General features: G+C 44.0%; 13 protein-coding genes and 1 pseudogene. 5 read left to right on the forward strand and 9 right to left on the reverse strand.

What is annotated here, in order from left to right; all coding sequences use genetic code 11:
* Positions 1-119: 119 nt before the first annotated feature.
* The 5 genes from pepA to zapE all read left to right on the forward strand — a co-directional run bounded on the left by pepA (position 120) and on the right by zapE (position 9,802).
* Positions 120-1,625, forward strand: coding sequence for a leucyl aminopeptidase (gene pepA / locus GNIT_RS04020; RefSeq protein ID WP_014107858.1), 1,506 nt, complete (start codon positions 120-122; stop codon positions 1,623-1,625).
* A gap of 82 nt (positions 1,626-1,707) precedes the next feature.
* Positions 1,708-2,163, forward strand: a complete 456-nt coding sequence (locus GNIT_RS04025; protein ID WP_014107859.1) for a DNA polymerase III subunit chi — start codon at positions 1,708-1,710, stop codon at positions 2,161-2,163.
* The gene (locus tag GNIT_RS04030) at positions 2,163-4,934 is read left to right on the forward strand and encodes a valine--tRNA ligase (protein WP_014107860.1); all 2,772 of its coding nucleotides are present in this window, start codon (positions 2,163-2,165) and stop codon (positions 4,932-4,934) included. Before GNIT_RS04025 ends, GNIT_RS04030 begins: the two co-directional genes overlap by 1 nt.
* Positions 4,935-4,979: 45 nt before the next feature.
* Positions 4,980-7,166, forward strand: a complete 2,187-nt coding sequence (locus tag GNIT_RS04035) for a S9 family peptidase (RefSeq protein WP_014107861.1) — start codon at positions 4,980-4,982, stop codon at positions 7,164-7,166.
* A gap of 1,103 nt (positions 7,167-8,269) precedes the next feature.
* Positions 8,270-9,802 carry a cell division protein ZapE gene (zapE, locus tag GNIT_RS04040; protein ID WP_014107863.1) on the forward strand — a complete coding sequence of 511 codons (1,533 nt, stop codon included), beginning with the start codon at positions 8,270-8,272 and terminating at the stop codon, positions 9,800-9,802.
* Positions 9,803-10,874: 1,072 nt separating this feature from the next.
* Here the strand turns inward: zapE and GNIT_RS04045 are convergent.
* The 9 genes and pseudogenes from GNIT_RS04045 to GNIT_RS04085 form a co-directional block, all read right to left on the reverse strand.
* Positions 10,875-11,267 carry a hypothetical protein gene (locus GNIT_RS04045; RefSeq protein ID WP_041246292.1) on the reverse strand — a complete coding sequence of 131 codons (393 nt, stop codon included), beginning with the start codon at positions 11,265-11,267 and terminating at the stop codon, positions 10,875-10,877.
* A gap of 113 nt (positions 11,268-11,380) precedes the next feature.
* A complete protein-coding gene (locus GNIT_RS04050; RefSeq protein WP_014107866.1) occupies positions 11,381-12,553 on the reverse strand; it encodes a DUF418 domain-containing protein in 1,173 nt (390 codons plus the stop codon).
* A 358-nt stretch (positions 12,554-12,911) separates the two neighbouring features.
* A pseudogene (locus GNIT_RS18515) lies at positions 12,912-13,794 on the reverse strand (transposase); the annotation flags it as partial.
* A 338-nt stretch (positions 13,795-14,132) separates the two neighbouring features.
* Positions 14,133-14,927, reverse strand: coding sequence for a choice-of-anchor H family protein (locus GNIT_RS04060; protein WP_014107867.1), 795 nt, complete (start codon positions 14,925-14,927; stop codon positions 14,133-14,135).
* Between the two features lie 131 nt (positions 14,928-15,058).
* Positions 15,059-15,955, reverse strand: a complete 897-nt coding sequence (locus GNIT_RS04065) for a YihY/virulence factor BrkB family protein (protein WP_014107868.1) — start codon at positions 15,953-15,955, stop codon at positions 15,059-15,061.
* A gap of 223 nt (positions 15,956-16,178) precedes the next feature.
* On the reverse strand, positions 16,179-19,298 hold the full coding sequence (locus tag GNIT_RS04070) for an efflux RND transporter permease subunit (protein ID WP_014107869.1): 3,120 nt from the start codon (positions 19,296-19,298) through the stop codon (positions 16,179-16,181).
* Positions 19,299-19,310: 12 nt separating this feature from the next.
* The gene (locus tag GNIT_RS04075; RefSeq protein ID WP_014107870.1) at positions 19,311-20,669 is read right to left on the reverse strand and encodes an efflux RND transporter periplasmic adaptor subunit; all 1,359 of its coding nucleotides are present in this window, start codon (positions 20,667-20,669) and stop codon (positions 19,311-19,313) included.
* Between the two features lie 330 nt (positions 20,670-20,999).
* Positions 21,000-22,688: an alpha/beta fold hydrolase gene (locus GNIT_RS04080; RefSeq protein WP_014107871.1), complete on the reverse strand. Its 1,689-nt coding sequence runs from the start codon at positions 22,686-22,688 to the stop codon at positions 21,000-21,002.
* Between the two features lie 98 nt (positions 22,689-22,786).
* Entirely contained in the window at positions 22,787-23,047 is a 261-nt protein-coding gene (locus GNIT_RS04085; RefSeq protein ID WP_014107872.1) for a DUF5062 family protein, read from the reverse strand.
* Between the last annotated feature and the right edge of the window lie 7 nt (positions 23,048-23,054).

The raw sequence follows: 23,054 nt of genomic DNA on the forward strand, positions 1-23,054 counted from the left end.
TTAGCATAAAGTTTTCTTTTGCTAACAAAGATTAATAGATTTTTATTTGCATGAAACTGAAAATCAAAAGGATCTCGGTTTTAGGCGGAGAAACTAAGCATAATCATTGAGGATATATCATGGAATTTAGCGTCAAAAGCGGTAGTCCAGAAAAGCAACGCAGTGCTTGCATTGTGGTTGGCGTTTTCGAACCTCGTCGCCTGACTCATGTTGCTGAGCAGCTCGATCAAATAAGCGAAGGTTATATTAGTAACTTGCTACGCCGCGGCGACCTTGAAGGGAAAGCAGGGCAAATGCTACTGCTACACCATGTGCCGAATGTACTAAGTGAACGAATTCTTCTTGTAGGCTGTGGTAAAGAGCGAGAGCTAAACGAAAGACAATATAAACAAATTATTGCAAAAACAATCCAAACCCTGAATGAAACAGGTTCCATGGAAGCTGTATGCTTTTTAACAGAATTACATGTTAAAGGCAGAGACACTTACTGGAAAGTTCGCCAAGCGGTCGAGGCAGCAAGTGATTCATTGTATACATTCTTACAACTAAAAACGAAAAAAGGCGAACCACGACGCCCGTTGCGTAAAATGGTTTTTAACGTACCAACGCGCAAAGAGTTAACCTCGGGTGAACGCGCAATTGAACATGGCTCTGCGATTAGTAAAGGCGTCTTGGTTGCAAAAGATGTAAGCAATATGCCACCAAATATTTGTAATCCTAAGTATTTGAATGAGCAGTCTGCTTTGCTAGTAGAAGAGTATCCGTCTTTGACGCTAGAAACTATTGGCGAAGCGCAAATGGCTGAGCTTAAAATGGACAGTTATTTGGCCGTTGGACGCGGTTCAGTAAATGAATCCATTATGAGTATTATTCATCATAAAGGCGCCGATGATTCACAAGCTCCCATAGTGTTAGTTGGCAAGGGATTAACTTTTGACTCCGGCGGTATTTCAATCAAGCCCAGTGCTAGCATGGATGAAATGAAATACGATATGTGTGGCGCGAGTGCAGTACTAGGCGTAATGCACACTGTGGCAAAATTGAATTTACCGATTAACGTCATTGGCGTGATCGCTGGTTGTGAAAACATGCCGGATGCAAATGCATATCGTCCTGGTGATATTTTAACTACCATGTCAGGCCAAACGGTTGAAGTGCTCAACACTGACGCTGAAGGTCGCTTAGTGCTTTGTGATGCACTGACTTATGTTGAGCGATTTGAGCCTGAAGCGGTAATTGATATTGCCACCTTAACAGGAGCATGTGTGATTGCATTGGGGCCTCACGCAAGTGCGGTACTCAGCACGCACAATCCACTGTCGCATGAATTAATTAATGCTTCGGAACAGTCTTCTGACAAAGCTTGGCGCTTGCCGCTGTGGGATGAGTACCAAGAATTAATTGAAAGCCCGTTTGCCGATATGGCGAATGTTGGTGGAAGACCTGCAGGAACGATTACGGCAGGGTGTTTCTTATCTCGATTTACTAAGAAATACAACTGGGCTCATATCGATATTGCTGGAACAGCTTGGCTAGGTGGTGCTCGCAAAGGCGCTACGGGCCGTCCGGTACCCATGCTGTCGCAGTATTTATTTAACAAAGCAGGATTGGTTAGTGAAGATTAATGACTAGCGCAACCGATGACCAACTAGCGCACCAAGACGGGTCTAAAACAGACCTTAGTCTTCGTTATGGACGTGACAAATAATGCCAATCGTGACTTTTTATCAATTGGACGAAAATAGCAAAGATGCAAAGCAGGATATCTTAGAAGCCTGCTCCCAATTGTTATTGGAAACAGTAAAGAAACGCAAATGGGCGGCGGTATTGTGCACTGACAAGCAGCAGGCTGAGGATGTCGACGAATTCGTTTGGCAGCACCCGGTCGATAGTTTCATCCCGCATAATTTGGTGGGAGAGGGCCCTAAGCAAGGAACGCCTGCTGAAATTACGTGGCTTGGTCAAAGTCTAAATAGCCGTCATACGCTCATTAATTTATCACAAAGCATGATAGACAATCATCGCCAGTACCAACACATTATTGATTTTGTGCCTGTTGAAGAAACTCAAAAGCAGCAAGCACGAGAAAGATACAAGCAGTATAAATTAGCCGGGTGCACTATGCAGTTCACGCCAGCTAATCAAATAAACGAGAGTAATTAATGGATAAGACATTCGACCCCCACAATATTGAGAAAGAGTGTTACGCAAAGTGGGAGCAACAAGGCTATTTCAAAGCATCTGGTGAAGGTGAACCTTACTGTATTTTGTTGCCACCGCCTAACGTGACGGGCAGCCTGCACATGGGGCACGCTTTCCAACATACCATCATGGATTCTTTGATCCGGTACAACCGCATGAAAGGCAAGAATACGCTTTGGCAATGTGGAACCGATCACGCCGGTATTGCTACGCAAATGGTGGTCGAACGCAAATTAAACGCCGAAGGCAAAACTCGTCACGATTTAGGTCGCGATGATTTCGTGAAAAAAATCTGGGAATGGAAAGAAGAGTCGGGCGGCACTATAACGCAACAAATGCGTCGTTTGGGCACATCACCAGATTGGGAACGCGAAGTGTTCACGATGGATGACAATTTGTCTGATGCAGTACAAGAAGTATTCATCAAACTACATGAAGAAGGGCTGATTTATCGGGGCAAGCGCCTAGTCAATTGGGATCCCGTATTATTAACTGCGGTATCTGATTTAGAAGTTGTCAGCGAAGAAGAAAACGGTCATATGTGGCACATGAAATATCCATTAACGGATGGCTCGGGTCACTTAGTTGTTGCAACAACGCGCCCTGAAACTATGTTAGGCGATACCGCAGTTGCGGTTCATCCTGACGATGCGCGTTATGCAAGCTTTATTGGTAAGACCATTACTTTGCCATTAACGGGAAGAGAAATTCCGATTATTGCAGACGATTACGTTGATCAAGACTTCGGCACCGGCTGTGTGAAAATAACCCCGGGACATGACTTCAACGACTATGACATGGGTAAACGTCATAATCTTGAAATTATTAATATATTAACCGACGAAGCCAAGATTAACGATGTTGCACCAGCTAAATATCAAGGCATGGATCGTTTCGATGCACGGGCAGCTATCGTTGCCGATTTACAAGAATCAGGCTTACTGATTAAAATTGATGAACACAAGCTCAAGGTTCCTAGAGGTGATAGAACGGGTGTTGTTATAGAACCTTATCTAACGAACCAGTGGTACGTCGCTGTCGAGTCACTTGCAAAGCCTGCAATTGAGGCTGTGGAAAGTGGCGAAATTCGCTTTGTGCCTGAAAACTGGAACAAAACCTATTACCAGTGGATGAATAATATTCAAGATTGGTGCATTTCACGCCAACTTTGGTGGGGACATCGTATTCCTGCGTGGTTTGATGAAGAAGGAAATATTTTTGTCGGTCGCAACGAAGCGGAAATAAGAACAAAAAACAGTATTCCAGATTCTGTCAAATTGAGACAAGACGACGACGTGTTAGACACCTGGTTTTCATCTGCACTTTGGCCATTTGCTACCATGGGGTGGCCAAAAGAAACGCCTGAATTAGAAACCTTTGTGCCGAGCTCTGTGCTTGTTACCGGCTTTGATATCATCTTTTTCTGGGTTGCCAGAATGATTATGATGACGAAGAAGTTCACTGGGAAAGTCCCTTTTAAAGATATTTATATTACCGGCCTCATTCGTGATGAAAACGGCGATAAAATGTCGAAATCAAAAGGCAACGTGCTCGATCCCATCGATTTGATTGATGGCATTGATCTAGCGTCGCTAATGGACAAGCGCACGTCGGGCATGATGCAGCCAAAAATGGCTGAAAAGATTGGCAAGGCGACGCAAAAGCAATTTCCTGACGGCATCAACGCCTTTGGTACCGATGCTTTGCGCTTTACCTTTGCAGCTATGGCGTCAACAAGCCGCGATATCAATTTCGATATGGGTCGTGTTGAAGGCTATCGTAATTTCTGTAATAAAATTTGGAATGCGACACGCTTTGTGTTGATGAATACGGAAGAATTCGATGCAGGTCGTGATGGCGGCGAAATGTCTCTTAGTGTTTTTGATCGTTGGATTTGGTCACAATTCCAAGAAACGTTAAAAGCTTATGAAACGGCAATTGAGCAGTACCGATTCGATATTGCAGCGCAACATTTGTATGAGTTTACTTGGAATCAATTCTGCGATTGGTATTTAGAATTGTCGAAGCCAGTATTGAATTCAGAGCAAAGCACTGAAGACGAAAAGCGAGGAACAAGACATACTTTAATCAATGTTCTTGAGCATATGATGCGTCTACTGCATCCATTTATGCCTTACATCACAGAAGAAATTTGGCTGAAAATTCAGCCTCTCTCAAGCAATCGCACAACAGCAGAGAGCATCATGGTTGATGCGTTTCCGGTATTTGATGTAAACAAGCATGACCAAGCTGCAATTGATGATATTGAGTGGGTTAAGTTATTCATTGTTGGTATTCGCAATATTCGTGGCGAAATGGATATTCCGCCATCGAAGCCATTGCCCGTGTTGCTTAAGAACGTGAGCGCAAGCGATAAGGCAAGATTAGACAAAAGCGGAAGTTACTTGGAAAAGCTTGCTAAACTCGAGTCTGTCACTTATTTATCGGCAGGTGAAAAAGCGCCTGCGTCTGCAACAGCCTTAGTAGGTGAAATGGAAATTCTAATTCCGATGGCAGGCTTGATAGATAAAGAAGCAGAGCTTGCTAGATTAAACAAAGCGGCAGAGAAAATTGAGAAGGACGCCCAGCGTACAAAAGGCAAACTTAGCAATGAGAGCTTTGTGAGTAAAGCACCTGCTGCAGTTATTGATAAAGAGCGTGCGAAGCTTGCGGACATGGAGATGCAGTTGTCTAAAATACAAGCACAAAAAGCGGAAATCGAAGCTATTTAAGCTTCGATTTCCTCTAAACGGATTTAAAATTAAAAAGGAAAAATTATGTTACGTCAGATATTTATACCTGCGGTAGCCTTATGCAGTATTGCTATTTTGGCTGGCTGTTCACCTTCACAAGAGTCCCAAATGCCTGAAAAGCCAACAACTGAAAAGCAACGATTACAACAGCTGAGTATTGCAGCACCGCAAGCAAATAAAATTCCGTTTAGCGCTGAGTATCACGGAAAAACGATTAACGATCATTTCAATTGGTTAAAAGACGCTGGTTATCCAGAGGTTGACGATCAAGCTATTATTGATTATTTGAACGAAGAAAACGCCTATTTCAATGCCTTTTTGACGCCTCAAAAAGCATTGGTAGACACCTTGTTTGAGGAGTTCAAAGGTCGCACAAACGACGTTGAGAGCTCAGTGCCTTGGATTGAAAATGACTATGAATACAAGTCCTTCTACAAGCCCGGCGAAGAGTACTTAACGTTTAGCCGTCGTAAATTGGATAGTGATGAAGAAGTTGTTTTCTTAAGCGTTACTGAATTAGCCAAGCCATTCGACTATTTCACGATGGACGATTGGGAAATTAGCCCGAATAATCAGCTAATTGCCTATTCATACAACACAAACGGTGACGAGCGCTATAGAATTGTAGTGAAAGATTTAACGACGGGGCAAATGCTGTCTGATGAGCTTACTGATACCAGTGGCGACATCGTGTTTAGCGCGGACAGTCAGTCTATTGTCTATGGTTCATTAGCCAGCGACCGTTGGTACACAGAAAGTGTAAAAGTACACACTTTAGGCAGCAAACAGGCAAGTGATAAAGCGATTTTTAGCGAAAGCGATGATGGCTTTTTTATTGGTTTTGGTCTGACAAGCAGTAATGAATATCTTGTTATTAGTACGGGGCAAAGTGAAACATCCGAAGTGTACGTTGTGCCTGCAACTGACTTTACCGCAGCGCCTGTTCAACTAGTATCTCGAGAGCAACAGTTTCTAAGTAAAATTGATCATGCGAATGGTTATTTCTACATGCTTGCTAACGATACTCATACAAACTCAAGATTAGCAAAAGTAGCAGATGCAGAGCCAATTTATGCGAATTGGGAAACCGTTATTGCAGGTTCAAACGAACGTTATTTGATGGAGATGCAAACTTTCCAAAAATTCATAACTGTGGCATCAAGAGAAAACGGTATCGAGCGTTTTACGATTTATGACTATGCAGGTAAAGAGCAAGATGTTGAATTTCCTGAGTCAGTATTCTCAGTGTCGAACGGCAATAATCGCGAGTTCAAGCAGGATTTTGTGCGTATCAACTATAATTCCATGATCACTCCAAGTACGGTGTTTGACTATAATGTAGTGAACAAAGACTTAGTGACGAAAAAAGTTCAAGAAATACCATCGGGCTACGACAAGTCGCAGTATGTCACCGAGCGTATTATGGCGCCGGCGCGCGATGGTGTCTTAGTGCCAGTGACCTTAGTTTATAAGAAAGGCTTTAAGAAAGATGCAAGCCAACCTATGCATTTGTATGGTTACGGTGCCTATGGAGCAACAATAAGTCCGCGTTTTTCTACGACACGCTTGAGTATTCTTGACCGAGGTTTCTCCTACGCAATTGCGCATGTTCGCGGCAGCGATATGTTAGGTCATCAGTGGTACTTGGACGGTAAATTAGATAAGCGAGTGAATACCTTCAACGATTTTGTTGATGTTGCCCGTCACTTAGTATCACAAAAGTATGTTGCCGAAGGTAATATCAGTGTTTCGGGCCGAAGTGCTGGTGGTGAGCTAATGGGAGCGGTAACTATTCAAGCGCCGGAACTCTGGAGTTCAGTGACCTTGGGTGTACCTTTCGTCGATGTGTTAAACACGATGCTTGACGCTACTTTACCGTTAACGCCGCCGGAGTGGAGTGAATGGGGCAACCCAATTGAGGACGCAGTCGCATTTGATTATATTCAAAGCTACTCACCTTACGATAATATTGTTGCACGGGAATACCCGCCAATGTTAGTTACGGGTGGGTTAAATGATCCTCGAGTAACTTACTGGGAACCAGCAAAATGGACAGCTAAAATGCGCGAACTCAAAACTGACGATAATTTGTTAGTGATGCGGATTAATATGGGCGCCGGCCACTTTTCAAATAGCGGACGATATGGCCGTTTGCGTGATTATGCCGAGGAAACTGCATTTATGCTGGCTTCGCACGGAATAACAGAGTAATTTGCAAAGAGTTACATAGTCCTTAAATGTGATATACAAAAACGCGCTACTGTAAAGTAAGCGCGTTTTTTTATTAGCTGAACGAAACGATTGATTGTAAATGAGTATTAATAGTTTAAAAAAGGAATTTAGATTATGGGTGTTTCTCGGTTTCGCCTGCTGATATTCATTGTAAGTATTCTTTTGCTCTCTGCATGCATAACTTTACCAGGCCGCAGGCAAACGATAGACGAGATAGGCATAATAAACAAATTATGGCTAACGCTTGAACAACGCTCGCCCCATATTCGAAGCTTTAGTCTTTAACGGAATGAGTTGATGAAAGAAAAACTTTTTAAGTAAACTACAATTGTCACTATCGTACCTAACTCATAAAACTAAATTTCAAAGATCGTTTTCTTCATACCAAGATTTTCAGAACTAACTCGGACGCCATCAATGTCGTGTCATGCGATACCAGGTTTTGGCGGACTTTACAGCATCATTTGGCTGCTCAAAACAAATACACACGTTAAGCAACAACATCAACAGAAGCATCAGTTTGCTCCATGTGCTCGCTTGGACAGGTTTATGGCAACAGCCGACATAAGGTTCTAGTCTAGAAAAGGCTTGAATCGACCAATTGAACTCACAACCTAAAGCTGACGTTAGAAAATTCGAACTATCAGACTATATTGAGCGAAGAATCATCATACGATTAATCAAACTTGGCCTCAGATAAGTCTGTTTAAATAAAAGTAATATTCAAAACTGGTTTGCACAACTTTAGGAGCCGCTTGTCTTGAATTCTTAATTACGCGGAAACAGTTGATTAATAGACGAAAAATAGCCGACTTTCACTCCCTTAAGAATATAAAATAGAGGGGGTTGTGTCAGAGTTCAGTTTATAGCCCTTGAGTGGTTTCGTGTTTTGTCTAGATAACAAACACTTTACCATAATAAGGCTGTTTTTATTTATATTATTCAGTTAGTTATGCTGAATTTGGCGTTCAAGTTGAACTCCAAAACTTGAGTCTCTAATACAAATCCATTTGATACCCTTACAGAAATCTAGTGTACAATACCATCATGTTGATAAACTCATCAGCTCCATGATGAAGACGATGAAGACGATGATGATGAAGACGATGATAGCACAACATCGCGTCGCTCGGCGGTGCTTCTCGACAGGCCCCGTGACAGCGGCTTATGAACTCAAGGTGGACGCGGGGGAGGTGCGACGAGATGACGCGCAAGTCGCTCTGGCGGCAAAGTTCGATGCCCTGCACGAGTCTCTTGCCTCGCTCCCACCAGTACCCGTACGCACCGACGATCCGACAGAGAGCAGCTGTACAAGCAGCAGTCCACTGTTACCGTTACTGGCGCGATCCCTGGCATCCGCACATTCCTTTCTTCGAAAGAAGTTCCATTTGTGGTCTTTTGGTCCACCACCGCGAGGCATGTACATTCATGGACCGGTCGGGGTCGGCAAGAGCTTTCTAATGGATCTCTTTTACGCGTCGGTCACTGTTCCTGATGATGATTCTTGTTGTAATAATGACAGCCACAACCACAACCACAAACACAAACACAAACACAAACACAAACACAAACACAAACACGCAAAGATTACCAAACGCCGCGTCCACTTTCATGAATTCATGCTAGACGTCCATCATCGAATCTTTGTCTACAAACAGAAGCACCCACGAGGTGATGCGATTCCCATCATTGCGCAACAATTGGCACAAGAAGCCCAACTCCTCTGTTTCGATGAATTTCAAGTGACAGACATTGCCGATGCCATGATTTTGAAGCGACTGTTTTTACTATTATTGGATTGGAATGTCGTGGTGGTGGCCACCTCGAATCGCGCCCCCGATGCCTTGTATGAGGGAGGCATTAACCGATCCCTCTTTTTGCCATTCATCGACATGTTGAAACACACGTCCGACATTATTTCCATGGAGGATTCCCGCAAGGATTATCGACTCGAAACTCGAGCGGCTGGGCAATCCTATTTTTGGTCAAACAAGGATGTTCATGGCGATAATAATATTAATAACAACATGCAGGCGCAGTTGGAAGAAATATTTGGTGGCACTGCATCCGGAACTGAGGCCGAGATCATTCCCGTCCTTTTTGGTCGCACCGTCCAGGTCGCCCGATTGAATGACCGGTGCGCCTGGTTTGACTTTTCCGAGTTGTGCTACCAACCGCTCGGGGCGGCCGATTATATTTCCCTCTGCTGCCGATTTCCGGTCCTCATCATGGACCGCGTCCCCCAACTGGACGCCAAACACCTCAACGAAGCGCGACGATTCGTGACCCTCATTGACGCGTGTTATGAATCTCGCACCCGCTTGGTGCTGGCGGCACAAGTCCCGCTCGACGAATTGTTTGTCGATTTTGAAGCGCAAGTGCAAAGCAGTGATGGAGATGAAGAATTGTTTGTCAGTGAGAAGGGGGGAAACTCGAGTTCCTTTGCGACGACCATGATTCGTACCAAAGAGGGGGAATATTTCGAGTGGTCGGCAACGGGTCTAATTGGCGTGTCACTGGCACAATTATCGTCCGCCAATGATCTTGCCTTTTCCTTTCGACGAGCCGCGTCTCGATTGGCAGAAATGGGTGGAAAGGAATGGGGACGGCAATGACGAAACGTCTTTACCTTGCAAACCATTGCACCTATGGCAGAGCAAGGGGTTGCGTCAGGCTGTGCCGCAAAGTGGCAGGCTTCAGTCTCCATGCAGGTGTCATGATGAGCAACGCACAGGATAGAAGTAAACTCGAAAGGCTGTGCCGTTATATTACCCGCTCTGGGGTATCGGAAAAAGGTTGGCAATAACGACTTACGGTTAAGGTGCCCTACCAACTAAAAAGTGCCTTAAATCAGTTGCTGAGACATCATCCTAATTTGCTAAAACTTAGGCTTCTTGCTCCTGAATCGCTATGACCACGAACGTCTGCAATTGGCTCAGGTTGTGTAAAAACTTCAACAACCCAATTAATTACGCAATACTACGTAAAATGTAAGTTTCCTTAGTTATGAAACTTGGTCAGATTTTAATGTAAGACACATATTTACATCTATTTTTGTTCAAATAATGGGCTGAAAATAGTTTTTACACAGCCTGCGCGCGTGGCCGACGGATAGAGGAAGTTGATGTTGAAGGGTTTTAGCAGCAAAATACAGTAATATAATTCTTCGTTTGTATGTCTGCTTTGTCGGAAAAACCGCCATACGCTAAGACATCCTGCGTCATCCTCGCGGATGCGGGGACCTCCCACCGCACGAGAAATTTCGAAACTACAACATCACTAAATTATTGAAAAAAAGTCATTTTTGAATTTTCTATGCTGTTGGGGAGGTTACCGCCTTCGCGGCAATGACCTAGGGTGTTTTTACAACGGAGGTCAAATCAACGTCGGCAAACTGCCCAAAACGGCCTGTCAATTGCCAAAGAGTGTGATACTTTATTGCCGGTCTACAATGAGAAGACGACTCAAATAGAATGACTTTTTTGTCGATCATTTATTATTTTTCAATAACCTAGAAATAACTGAGTAGCTAATAGTAGTTAATCGAGATAACATTTGGAAGATTCGAGTGACACTGACCAGACAGCAATCAGAAATGTCAGCATTATAGTTTTTAGATAAGTACTGGATCATTTTTTCGGTGCCCGTGCGTGCTATTCCCTCCAAACAGAATGTTTTTCACCTCTTCTAGACGTTTACGTAGTGTGATAGTTTTTCTGTTGTTTGTATTAACAGCTCAATGGCATAACGCGCTAATTCGGGCTGTAAAGCCATGATGGCATTACGCAGTTGGGTTAACTCTTGATGTTCCCAGTCACGAATATTAGCAGTATCAAAAACCTTAATGGCATCATCACTGACCTTCTTGGCATACACAATCGCATCTAAATGTGACTTAGGGTCAACCATGACTTTTGCGTTTAATAGGGCATTGGCTTTATCCACTAGCTGTTGGCTTTGATGATGCGCGGCGTCTAATTTGAGCATTGACTGAGTTTTATGTGGCGCCTGATCACAAGATAAAAGCAATAGTAGCAATGCGCTACAGCACAATGTTTTAAGCAAGTTTATGGTAAACAATTAAATTCCTAACTAATTAAAAATAATAAAGAAAATAAAAGGGGGCAGCTCCAAATTAAACACGCTAATGACTAAAAAAAGCCATTTCAATTAAGGTCACTAAGCTGATGTATTTATTTACAACGAGCTTCGGATCCCCGCTCGGCTATGTGGTCCCGAAGCGCCTTATGTATGCTTCTATTGTAAAGTGACCGCCAAAGTAACTCTAATGGTCCTTGTTTAAATTTGTATAAATAAAGCTGACCAATCACTATTTGGATCACAGTGAACGCTATCACTATTAATAAATAATCAAGGTGTGTTGCCTCTAAACTGAACTCAGGTATTAACCAACGCAGTAAAATACCCATAGCGATTGACTGCAAAATATACAAGCTAAAAGCTACTTTGCCCGTATTCGCTAATACACTCATGATCCTACTTTTTGATTGGCAAAGCTTAACAACAATATGTGCATACACTAAAGCAACAAAGATGGCGGAAATACTTGAAAAAGCAGGAATGACTTCTGAGTCTATGTCCTTAATGAATATCTGAGGAGCAATACACAACAGCGTGCTAACAACTGCGAGAATAGAGATTTTTACCAATACAGACCGACTAAAACCTTGGATAAAAAAGCCACTTCGATACAGGTAACTGCCTAAATACATCAAGCCCAGTGCTTGCCACAGATTAAATAAAGGTGACAGGATTAGTAATCCAATAGAGAAGCCAGCATTAATCATGGTTTGATACCCCCAATTACCTTGCCAATACGCAACAGACTCAAAATATTCTTCAGTCCCCCTAACAACTCGTTCACTGGGATCTGAAAAAATAAGCATTAACATGGCGATAATAAATATGATGGTGCAGCCAATAATTAAAAACTTACGTGATTTTTGCAACAATCCTTTATTATCGAGTGACAGACCATCAATCAAAAAATAGCCTACTAGGCTATAAAGCATCAAAACATCGCCACCGAAAACAAACACTCCATGGATAAACCCAAAAACGAACAACCATTTCAGCCTAGATTTTATAAATATCTTAGGATCGACTTCTTTTCTTATACATGAATCATATTGAATGGCTAACCCTGCTCCAAACAACAAGCAAAAAAGTGTCCTAAACCGACCGTCGGCAAATATACTATGAAAAAGTGTCATCACTTGGTCGCTGAGTAGTATAGGACTGAACGGCACATAACCAAGTTCTAAATTTGCGTGAAATGGAATATTCATCAAAAGAATACCCAAAATCGCCATGCCTCGAAGTGCATCAATTGAAGTCAACCGCATTAACATGTCCTTATACCAATCCGTATCACTGTGCAGAATTCGTTCGCTTATTGAGTAGCAATGACTGCAATCTAATTTTATTTAGGCCATTATCGAATAACGATCACCATAAATCTACCTTTATGGAATTATCAAGCCACTAAGTGGTCACTATTAGTGATTAGAATTCAAAGTGACATTGGTGCTGATTGATAATTTCAAATAGCATGTTTGTGGCACGTTAAATTCACCGTTTCAAAATCATCTAACAAAGAGAGTACAGATTACAGGACAAATTAACGCTACCGACTAGCCTCTGTGACAGCTGTATTTTTGGTGGTTTTGTAGTTACTCATTTTTGGTATTGTTGCCAGCAATGGGTGAGGTTAAGTCTTGGTGGTGGAATGAGTGCGGCTAGTTTGCCAATGAAATCGATGGGGTCCAAGAAGACGTGAGTCGTTCCATCACTGCAGGGCGTTTTCAATTCATAGCGTACTTTTCCATGGTTAGTCATACTTAAACGTTGCTCGCTAATGGCCGGGCGACTGAGATAGCGGCACAGCCTTTCTAATTTCTCTGGCTCAGCTGCATTGGCGAAGACACCGGCGTGAAGAGAAAAATCAGAGGTATTGGCCAACTGGCCAAATTCACCTTCATTACTTGCCGGAAGGGTTTGCAAGGTAAATACTTTCAACCCTTGCTGAGGACCCATGGCTATGCGATAGCTAACAGACGCTCCTTGCAACTGTAGCAGGCTATCCTCATCATCAATTGGCAAATTGAGGTAACTATTTTCCATATCGTGTTGTACTAAACCGACTTTTTCTAAATATCGAGCAATGCGATGGCTGATAGTATGCACTAGTTCAAGCATCTCTTGATGAGATGGCGCGGTGAATGATTTGCATCACTTTACTTAACTCACTTGGGTATCTTGCCAATAGCAAGCGCAAAGGGATGGGGAGGCTCAACACCCATTGACGAACTGGGTAGCCTCGTAGCACATCATCGACCAACAAAGCTGCACTTTCTGCCATTCTTCTGGCACCACAACTGTTGCAAAATCCATGTCGCTTGCAGCTAAACGCGACTAACTTTTCATGTTTGCAGTCGCCGCATACCACGCGTAAAAATCCGTACTCAAGTCGACCGTAACGCAAGAATTCATCAAACTCACGTTCAACATATTTGGGTAAGTACTTGCCTCGCTCGGCTAGGTTTGTAGTAAATTCAGGATAATAACGTTCTACCAACTGATACAGCGAGGTAGTTTCGGGGCGGTTCCGTTTGTACTTTTGTTCCTGCTGTATTGCCAGCACTTCCTTCGTCCTTGAATAGTGGCATTCAAGGATGTCAAACAAGAGCTTAGAAAACGACTGATCTATGAGCCTGATTTTGGGAGGTGAGGTGCTGCCGCTATATCTTGAATGACTATAAACTGCCCATTTGAGACCGTCATCAGATAGCCATGAAACGTCGGTGAATGGCAGAATGCAAACAGTCTCAACCCCAACACAATATGGCTTAAGGAACCAATAGTAATATCTGCCTGCATGTGTTGCCATTTTCTCAGTTGAAAGCCGCTTAAATAGGTTGTGGTTTAAACCCTTAAACGTCTATAAGCCACTAAACCTAGCCCAGCGAATAACCACACTCCTAACGCACCGCCATGTTCAACAACCACAACTTCAACTGTTTCAACATATTCATAGTTTTCACTTTCTAAGCTCAGGTAAGCAAGGTCTGCATCGTCGGTACCGTCAGAAACAGCAAGCACTTCGTCTGTATCTGCATCGTATATAACCACCATGAGTTCATATTCATTGCTCGGAAAGCCGGTGACTAAATCATTTTCAATAATGATGGCATCTTGAGTATTGTCACCGTAGATATTATAGATATTCGTTGTATAAAACGGCGTGAACTCTTCAGACGTTGAGGTATAAATGACAGCGTAAATAGGAGCTGATTGATAAATAGTATCAACGTCGAATTCGAGCGTAAAAGATGAATAGTAACCATCGTAGTCAATGTCGGCAGTCAGCGTAACGTAGCTATCATAAATCCAAAAATCGATGTCATCATCGATACGAGCTGACTCTCTTGATAACGGGCCTTTTTCCGTCTGTGCTGATAACGCACCTTTGTTTGTAGCTGTGTTTTGTGGCTTTGCACCTTTTAATTGTTTCTTAACTTTTAGATGTAAGCCGTCCTCTTGCACCAAATTTGGTTGATATTCGGTTCCGCTAACAACCACGTCCTCAGTTAATTTATTCGTTTGCGAGTTGCCTTGTGCAAATGTTGCTGCGCTAGCAAAGGTCAGTGCAAAAATAGTAGCTAATGCACTAACTTTTGAAGTCGTGGCGCGAAGTAATTTATTTTTAGATGCGTTCATGTGTTTTACCTCAGATTTAATGCTTAAAAACATTATGCTGTTTGTAACCTGAACCTAATCTGAAATTAAACTGAACGGCAGCTGACTAAAAGGAGGAAATAATATTGCTAATATGAGTCCTCCTTCAGCGCTTAGATAATCATGTTTTTTTCGACTCTTACAGCTGTGTTGCGCGGTACGATAGGCTTACCTCTTGCCTGCAGGTGGACGCGAGTAAAGGCCGCGCCGTACAACAATATAAGCGACGAGTAGTAAACCCAGAGTAAAATAATTACCATTGAGCCAGCTGCGCCATAGGCCGACGCGGTTGCGGTATAGGCAAGGTAGGCCGCAATACCATAACGCCCCAGAGAGAACAAAATAGCGGTTACAAGCGCGCCTGCCATCACATCTTTCCAGCTTAAAATGACATCGGGCAGCACTTTGAAAATGGTAGCGAACAAAAGCGATATCATGGCCAGCGAAACAATAAATTCGGCGCTTCCTAGCAGTAATTCAACGAACGGGACGAATTCGGCGGTATATTTAAGCGCTGCGCGCAAAGCCACCCCAAAGAGCAAAGATACTAGCAACACAAAACCGATGGATAGCACCACCATTAGCGAAAAAAGGCGTTTTCTAGCAAGCAGAAACAAGCCGTTACGATCCGGACTTGCGGTAACGCCCCAAATTGAATTTAGAGAATATTGCATCTGGCCGAATACTGTCGTTGCGCCAAGCATTAAGGCTCCGATACCTAGCACCGACGGTAATAGTCCTGATTCCTCAATGCGCGATTGGCTCACCGCTCGCTCTACTACGGCAGCAGCCTCGGCTCCCATGATGTCAGTAAATTGCGCGACAATTTGGCCTTGAGCTGCTTCTTCGCCAAGCACGACACCAATCACAGTCACTGCAATAATAACGATCGGTGCAAGAGAAAATAGCGTGTAAAAGGCTAGGGCTCCGGCGTAGCTGAAGGCGTTTTCAAGCAGCCATAGCTTTCCAGCGTCGCGGAATATATTTGTCCAGTAGCGCACAATGTGCATCTTTTTTAATCTCCGTTTTATGGGGGCGAAGTCGAAAAGCAGTCACCAATGCTCATTTAAGAATTGAGTGAGCGTGGGAAGATTAAAGCACATCTTGGGTCTGTGCAATAGTCATCGATTTAGCTAGAGTTTAGATGATTGGGGAGGAACCTAAATATTGTAACGCCACCCGAGACTTCATTTGGGTGGCGAACAAAATTTACGGAACAAATTATCACGGTATCTACTTTGCTTTGGACGACACTAAGCCCTTCATATCAGCACCATATCTTTTAAAGTAGCGTTGGATATCTTCTAGTATTAGGTAGTTAAGAGGCACAATGAATAGGGTAATCACTGTAGCGAATAAAATACCAAAACCTAAACTAATTGCCATCGGGATCAAAAACTGGGCTTGCGTCGACTCTTCGAACAACAAGGGCATCAACCCGGCAAATGTTGTCAATGAGGTTAGCAGAACCGGACGGAAACGTCGCCCGCCTGCGTTATAAACCGCATCTTTAAGGGCAACACCTTCTTTTCGTTTTTGATTGATATAGTCCACTAACACGAGCGAATCATTTACCACAACTCCCGAGAGCGCTAGCATTCCCATAAAGCTGAGTAATGTTAGGTCCATCCCCATTATCCAATGGCCAATGACAGCGCCAACTAAACCAAAAGGAATAACAGACATGACAATAATAGGCTGCAGATATGATTTAAATGGAATGGCTAACAATATATAAATAAGGATAGCCAAGCCAATGCCGCCGACTAAAAGACCCTGGGACGATTCCTCTTGATCGCGTGCTTCCCCTCCCATCTCAAAGTTGGTGCTAGGGTAGGTAAGGACTTCTTGCTGTAGCCATTCTCTTATTTCGCTTTGAACCAATGATAAATCACCACCTTGCTTGTCAAAATCAGCGCTCACAGAAATAGTCCGCTGCCTATCCACACGCAGAATACTGTCGGGGCTTAAACCAGGGAGAACATCTGCAATTTGCCACAAGGGGACTTCTCTGTTGGGGCCAACGCGGATCATCATTTGTTCTAAAGTTTCTATAGACTGTCTTGATTCGAGAGGGTAACGCACCATTACTCTAACTTCATCTCTGCCGCGCTGAACACGCTGTACTTCAAAACCAAATACCGCTTGACGCACTTGTCTTGCGACGGTGTTTAGATCCAAGCCGAGTAGTCTTGCTTCTGGTTTTAGAGCAAGCTGTAGCTCTTCTTTACCATCCGACAACGAGTCTTCAATATCCGATACTGCCGCATATTGTCCTAGCTGTTGTTTTAATTTTTCAGCAAGCTCGTTCAATGATTCAGTGTCACGGCCTTTTAACTCAATATTAATGGGTGCGCCACCCCAACCGCCTATTTCAGCTCGATAATTCAGTTGTTCAGCTCCAGCGACTTGGCCGACCCTTTCTCGCCACTGATTCACCACTTCACGGGTCGTTACGTCAACCGTTCTTAATTCTGGCGGTATCATATCTATCTGAACGCGTCCGGTGGTTGAGTTTCTGCCGCCACTTATGGAGTAGATGTTGCGGATCACGGATTCGCCGGTATCCGCATCGGTATATTCTTTTTGTAGATCTTTTGCGTGTTGGGTCATAGAAGAAATAATGCGGTCGGTACTTTCAAATGCTGTACCGGCAGGCATGACCAAGGTAGCTGTGGCAACTTCACTTTGTACTCTCGGAAAGAATACAAATTTGGTGTGGCCTGCCGCAATTGTTCCTATGATAATAATTAAAATAGCGAACATTGCCATCCACGTTGCGTAACGCCATCTCATCGCTTGAGCTAGGGCAGGTTGGTATACCTTAGCAATGAGTACTTCTAATGAATTCGCTATCTTTTGTTGTACCATCGAAAGCTTAGATGAGTTCTTATCGTTTCTGGCTTTTACGTGCTTTAAATGCGCAGGAAGAATAAACTTACTTTCTATTAGCGAAAAGAGTAAGACCGGAATAATGACGAATGGGATCGCAGCGTACCAACTTCCTCGGCCCGTTTGAAAGGCTAAGGGCAAAAATGCAGCAGCGGTGGTCAAGATACCAAAGGTCACGGGAACCGCTACTTCTTGCGTGCCTTTGATGGCAGCACTAAGCGGGTCTTCGCCTCGCTGTAAATGTGAATAAACGTTTTCACCGGTCACAATAGCGTCATCAACCACGATACCGAGCACCAGTATAAAGGCGAATAAGCTCATCAGGTTTAAAGTCACATCAAACAAAGGCATGAATAAGAAAGCACCCATGAAGCTCATAGGAATACCCAAGCAAACCCAAAATGCTACAGATGGGCGCAAAAATAGAGCGAGTAGCGCAATAACTAGCAATAATCCTTGCCAAGCGCTAGTCGACAGAGTTTGTAAGCGCGCTTTAATGGGCTCACTTCGGTCTCGCCAATAATCGAGACTCAATCCTTGTGGCATGTCGACTTGTTTTGCATCGATATAGTCACGGACAGCAGACGTCACTTCAATAATGCTTTCATCGCCTGTGCGAAACACTTCAACCTCTATTGCTGAAACCCCGTTGAAACGAGTGCGTAGCGGTGTTTCTTCAAATTCGTCGCGAATATTTGCAATGTCTCTAAGCCTGATCATGGTGCCGTCTTGAGTAGTGATAATCGGAATATCACCAAAATCATCGGCTTTGTAAGCCTGCCCTAAACTGCGTATGAAGATGTCGCCACCTTCCGTCTTAAGGTTTCCTGCAGAAACATCCGTTGAGTTTTGACGCAAAACTGCGGCAACTTGCTCTAAGCTGATGTCATACTGTCGTAGCGACCACTCCTGAATTTCAATAGAAATTTCATACGGCAATACGTTGCTAACTTCCACTTGCGAAATGCTGCTCAAAGCCGCTAGCTCATCGCGAATGCCATCGGCGAACCGACGCAAGGTCAAACTGTCGTAGTCACCATAGAGTACGACGCCAATGGCATCGCGACGCCATTGGGGAACCTGCACTAATAAGCTCTCTGCTTCGACAGGGAAGTTATTAACTGCATCAACTCGAATTTTCATCTCATCGAGAAGGTCACGCACCGCATACCCTTCTTCTACTTCAACAGTGACAGATGCACTGCCTTCACGGCTTTGTGAGGTTATCTGACGGATACCCTCTAAATCTTGAATTGCTTCTTCGATTTTAATGGTAATGCCTTCTTCCACTTCTTGTGGAGATGCGCCGGGTAATACCATTGAAACTTGCACATTGCGTTGTTCAAATTCTGGGAATAGATCAACCGGAATTTGCGTTGTCGCTACATATAGCCCTGAGATCATAATGACGAATAATAAAATATTCGCTGCTACATCATTTTTAGCAAACCATGCAATCATAATAATCTCCCTTTATTGCGCAGCAGTCGTTGAGGGGGCAGCGGCATTAGCGCTGTCCTCACTAGATTGCTTGCTCCCTACAATAGACTGTGTATCGGGCTCGCTTTCTGTCATAGGAGCAATCGCTTTTACGCGAGTGCCATCGGGCAAATTAGCTGTGGGTGTTAAAATCAACTTGTCAGTATTGCGCAAATTTTGAATACTACTGCGGATCACATCAGCCGAGTTTGCAGCTAAGGTTTGTGAGCTAGGCGCTCCAGCTGAGACAACAACAGAACCTGCATCAGTCCACAAGGGTTGAACGCGACGCTTCTTTAACAAACCCTCATCAACCACAGCCACAACGAAATCTTGTGAAACGGCGCGTCTTGGAATGACGAACACATTTTCTAAGGTATCGCCTTGTACTTTGGCGCGCATAAATTGCCCAATTCTAACCGCGGGGCGTTGCTCTGTGCTTGTGAACGGGTTATCTATTTGTGCAACTAAATATAGCATTCTTGTTGCTGGATCGAAGGCGCCCTCACTGCGCACTATCTTGCCGGTCCACTCATAGGTTTGATTGCCCAGTTCACCCGATAAAACAACGCGCGGTAAGTTATCCATATTCTCCGAGCTATCATCAATGCTTAGGTAGGCTAAATCTGCAACTTTTACCGGGAGTCTCACTTCAACAGCTTCAGTACTATAAATTTCTGCAATAGATTGGCTTGGATTGATAACCTGACCAACATCGACCATTTGTTCCAAAACCTTACCGTCAAATGGAGCTCTGATAGTGGTTCTATCGAGGTTTAGTTTTGCTCTTTCTAAGCGCGCATTTGCAGCTCTGAGGGACGCTTTTGCTGCCGCTACTTGTGGTTTACGCAGTGATAATAATTGCGCTGCTTCTGTTTCTGGTGGCTTATTCCATTGCTGTGCAGCCAGTTCTGATTCAGCCAGTTCTTGCAGATATCGAACTTCTGCTTCCGCCGCTGCTGCTGCCGCAATGTCTACTTCAACAACGAAGTCTCGGTTATCTAGCTGAACGAGAACTTCACCTTTACTGAATCGTTTGCCGGTGCGAATATTTGGTGAAACCTCAACAACTTTACCGTTTACGTCGGCCACTAGTACCGTCTCTGTTAGTGGTTTAGTCGTGCCGTAAGAGTCTATCCAGACAGGATAGTCTTGAATTGATAAATCAGCGACATCAACGCCTACCGATGGTGCAGGGCGTGCACCTCCCCACCTTTGCGCTTCAGGTTTGCTGCTAAACATGCCAGTAATGACGAGAAAAGCAATCAGCAATATCACCACGGTGACAATGCCGTGAAGGATCCAGGGTACTTTTTTGTTATAGCTAGCGGATTGGTCGGGCTGGGTATTCATGTCTCTCTTTCTCCACAAATTGCCGTGCGTATGAGCTTGAAAGCACAGCAATATTCATCATTGTTAAAACGATAATTGATCACAGTTGGTATGATTACACAAAAAATGGAAAGTCAGACTACTTTTCAAATTGTTGTTTTTGCAAGGATAAGACGATGATTATTACAATATAATATTATATATCAATGGCTTAGTTAGTAAGTGCGGAGGGGTTTTTTCTTCGTTTGAAAATTACATTTTTGTAACAAAGTGTAATTACACTATTTCAGTGTCATTTAGAGTAAAACTAACCGCCGCACTGTTGCAGGCGGCGGTGATGTAACTTTACTTTTACTCTACGTGCGCGACTCGGATAAAGTCGAGAAGAGGAAAGTTTTGGTTAATATAATCACTGCCGCCGGTTTCTAGGGGGCCCTGACGACCTCCGCGCAGTCCTCCACCAGCGTTTTCGCCATACGGTGAGTAAAGTCGGTCGATAACGTCCATACCCTCGATAACCTCACCAAACGGCGCAAAGCCATCGGCGTCCAGACGCTTATTATTGCCTGTATTTATGTAAACTTGAGTAGCACGCGTATCTGGTCCTGTCATCGCGAAGGCCACCGAGCCTCGAGTATTGCTCCGCTTCACTGGGTCGTCTGAAATATAGTTGTTTTTCCAGACAGCGTTGATTGACGGTACGCCATGTATGCCGAACTGAGCGATGAAACCCTCCACAACACGATTGATATGCACGCCATCATAGAACCCATTGCTGACTAGCTGATAAAAGCGGTCGGCTCCAAGTGGTGCATCATCTCGTTTCACTTCAATCCGAAACATGCCTTCGGTGGTTTCAAAGCGGACTGTAAATGTATCCGGAGCGCGTTCTTGCCAAACTGCAGCTGTAGGTTTTTCGAGGTGGTTTTTTGTTGGCAGCGAGCTTTGTTTGCGCGTTTCTGTGGCGTCTAACAAGCGCGCGAGGTAAGGCCCCCATATGCTAGGCATAGAATGCGTGCCGTGCCCGCGCGTCAACTTCGATATAGCTAAAGTTGCTGCATTACCATGAGGAACTCGAACGATAAGGGATTCTAATAAGCCAAGTTCCGGTGGATTGACTTGATCATCAGCGGAATTGATGGCCATAAGCGGAGCTGATATTTTCTCCAAGTGGGGTTCTGGGTTATAGAATCTTGAGGAATCGAATGCCCACACTAAGTCGTTAGCATCAATGCGTGTTGAATAGCGTTCTACCAAACTATCCAACATCGCTTCTGAGGCTTCTCTAGTTGGGGCTTGCAGTTGGTATTGCAGCGGACTAGAAACCATGAAAATCAGCGAATACATTGCTTCTCGCATACCGTCTGGCTGTTCTTCATAAAAGCCTTCTTTGTAATCAGGATCGTTTTTTACTGCGTCAATCATCATCTTGCGCAACATGCGGTTGCGTCCGCCAATCTCCACGGGCAGGCTAGCTAGAGGCATGATTGCATCCATAAAATCGGGATAAGTATAGCCCCATACCCAACTTTGCATGCCACCCATCGAAGTGCCTGTTACTAGGCGCAAGTGGTCTACCTTAAGATGGTCAGTTAACAGTTGATGCAAGGCCCGCACGGTGTCGTCATACGTATATTTTGGAAAGTTCGCAGCACTTCCTGCACTTGGGCGACTCGATTGCCCATGGCCGATAGCGTCAGGAAGAATAATGAAGTACTCGCTGGCATCGAGGATTTGACCATCACCAAATAATACGCCAGCATAGCGATCGCTGAGAAAGCTCGCACCACTTCCTGTGGTGCCATGCATTATTATTATGGCGTTTTCTACTCTACCGTTTTCGTCGCGTCGCGGCGTGCCGAGCGTCCGATAGTGCTGTGTAAGGTTAACTCTGCTGCCATCGTCATAGGCGAAGTTTTCAATCGTATATTTACCCTCGACTACTGGAGTCGCAGCCTGAGAATAGCCTGATACGGCGAATAGTAGGCATAAGCCTATCAAAAGCTGTCGGGAGATGTTGATTGAGTAGAAGGTTTTCATAGGCTCAACTTCCTGTCTTATTATTATAGTTAGATTTAAAGCTGCCGATGCCGCTCTCGCCTGCAGGCTGCTTGCTTAGTCTGAGCAAAGTGGCAATGCTATTTTAGTAATTCATGATCAGCAGGTAATTGACTGCTTATCCACATGACTAGCCGGTGTTTTAAACTAGCCAAATCTTCTTTGTCTTCTGGCAGAGGGCTTATTAACTTGTCATGCACCAACAGTCGGTACAAACTTTCAATTTTTTGTTTAGCCGAATCACTCGCTGAAAAAGCATTGTAGCCACGTTTCACAGCATAAGCCTCGGCAACCGCGAGCGCTTTTTTCAAAAGCGCATTTTCATTCTTTATTTTTTTCATTAATTAC

The organism is Glaciecola nitratireducens FR1064, assembly GCF_000226565.1.
Taxonomy (GTDB): Bacteria; Pseudomonadota; Gammaproteobacteria; order Enterobacterales; family Alteromonadaceae; genus Glaciecola; species Glaciecola nitratireducens.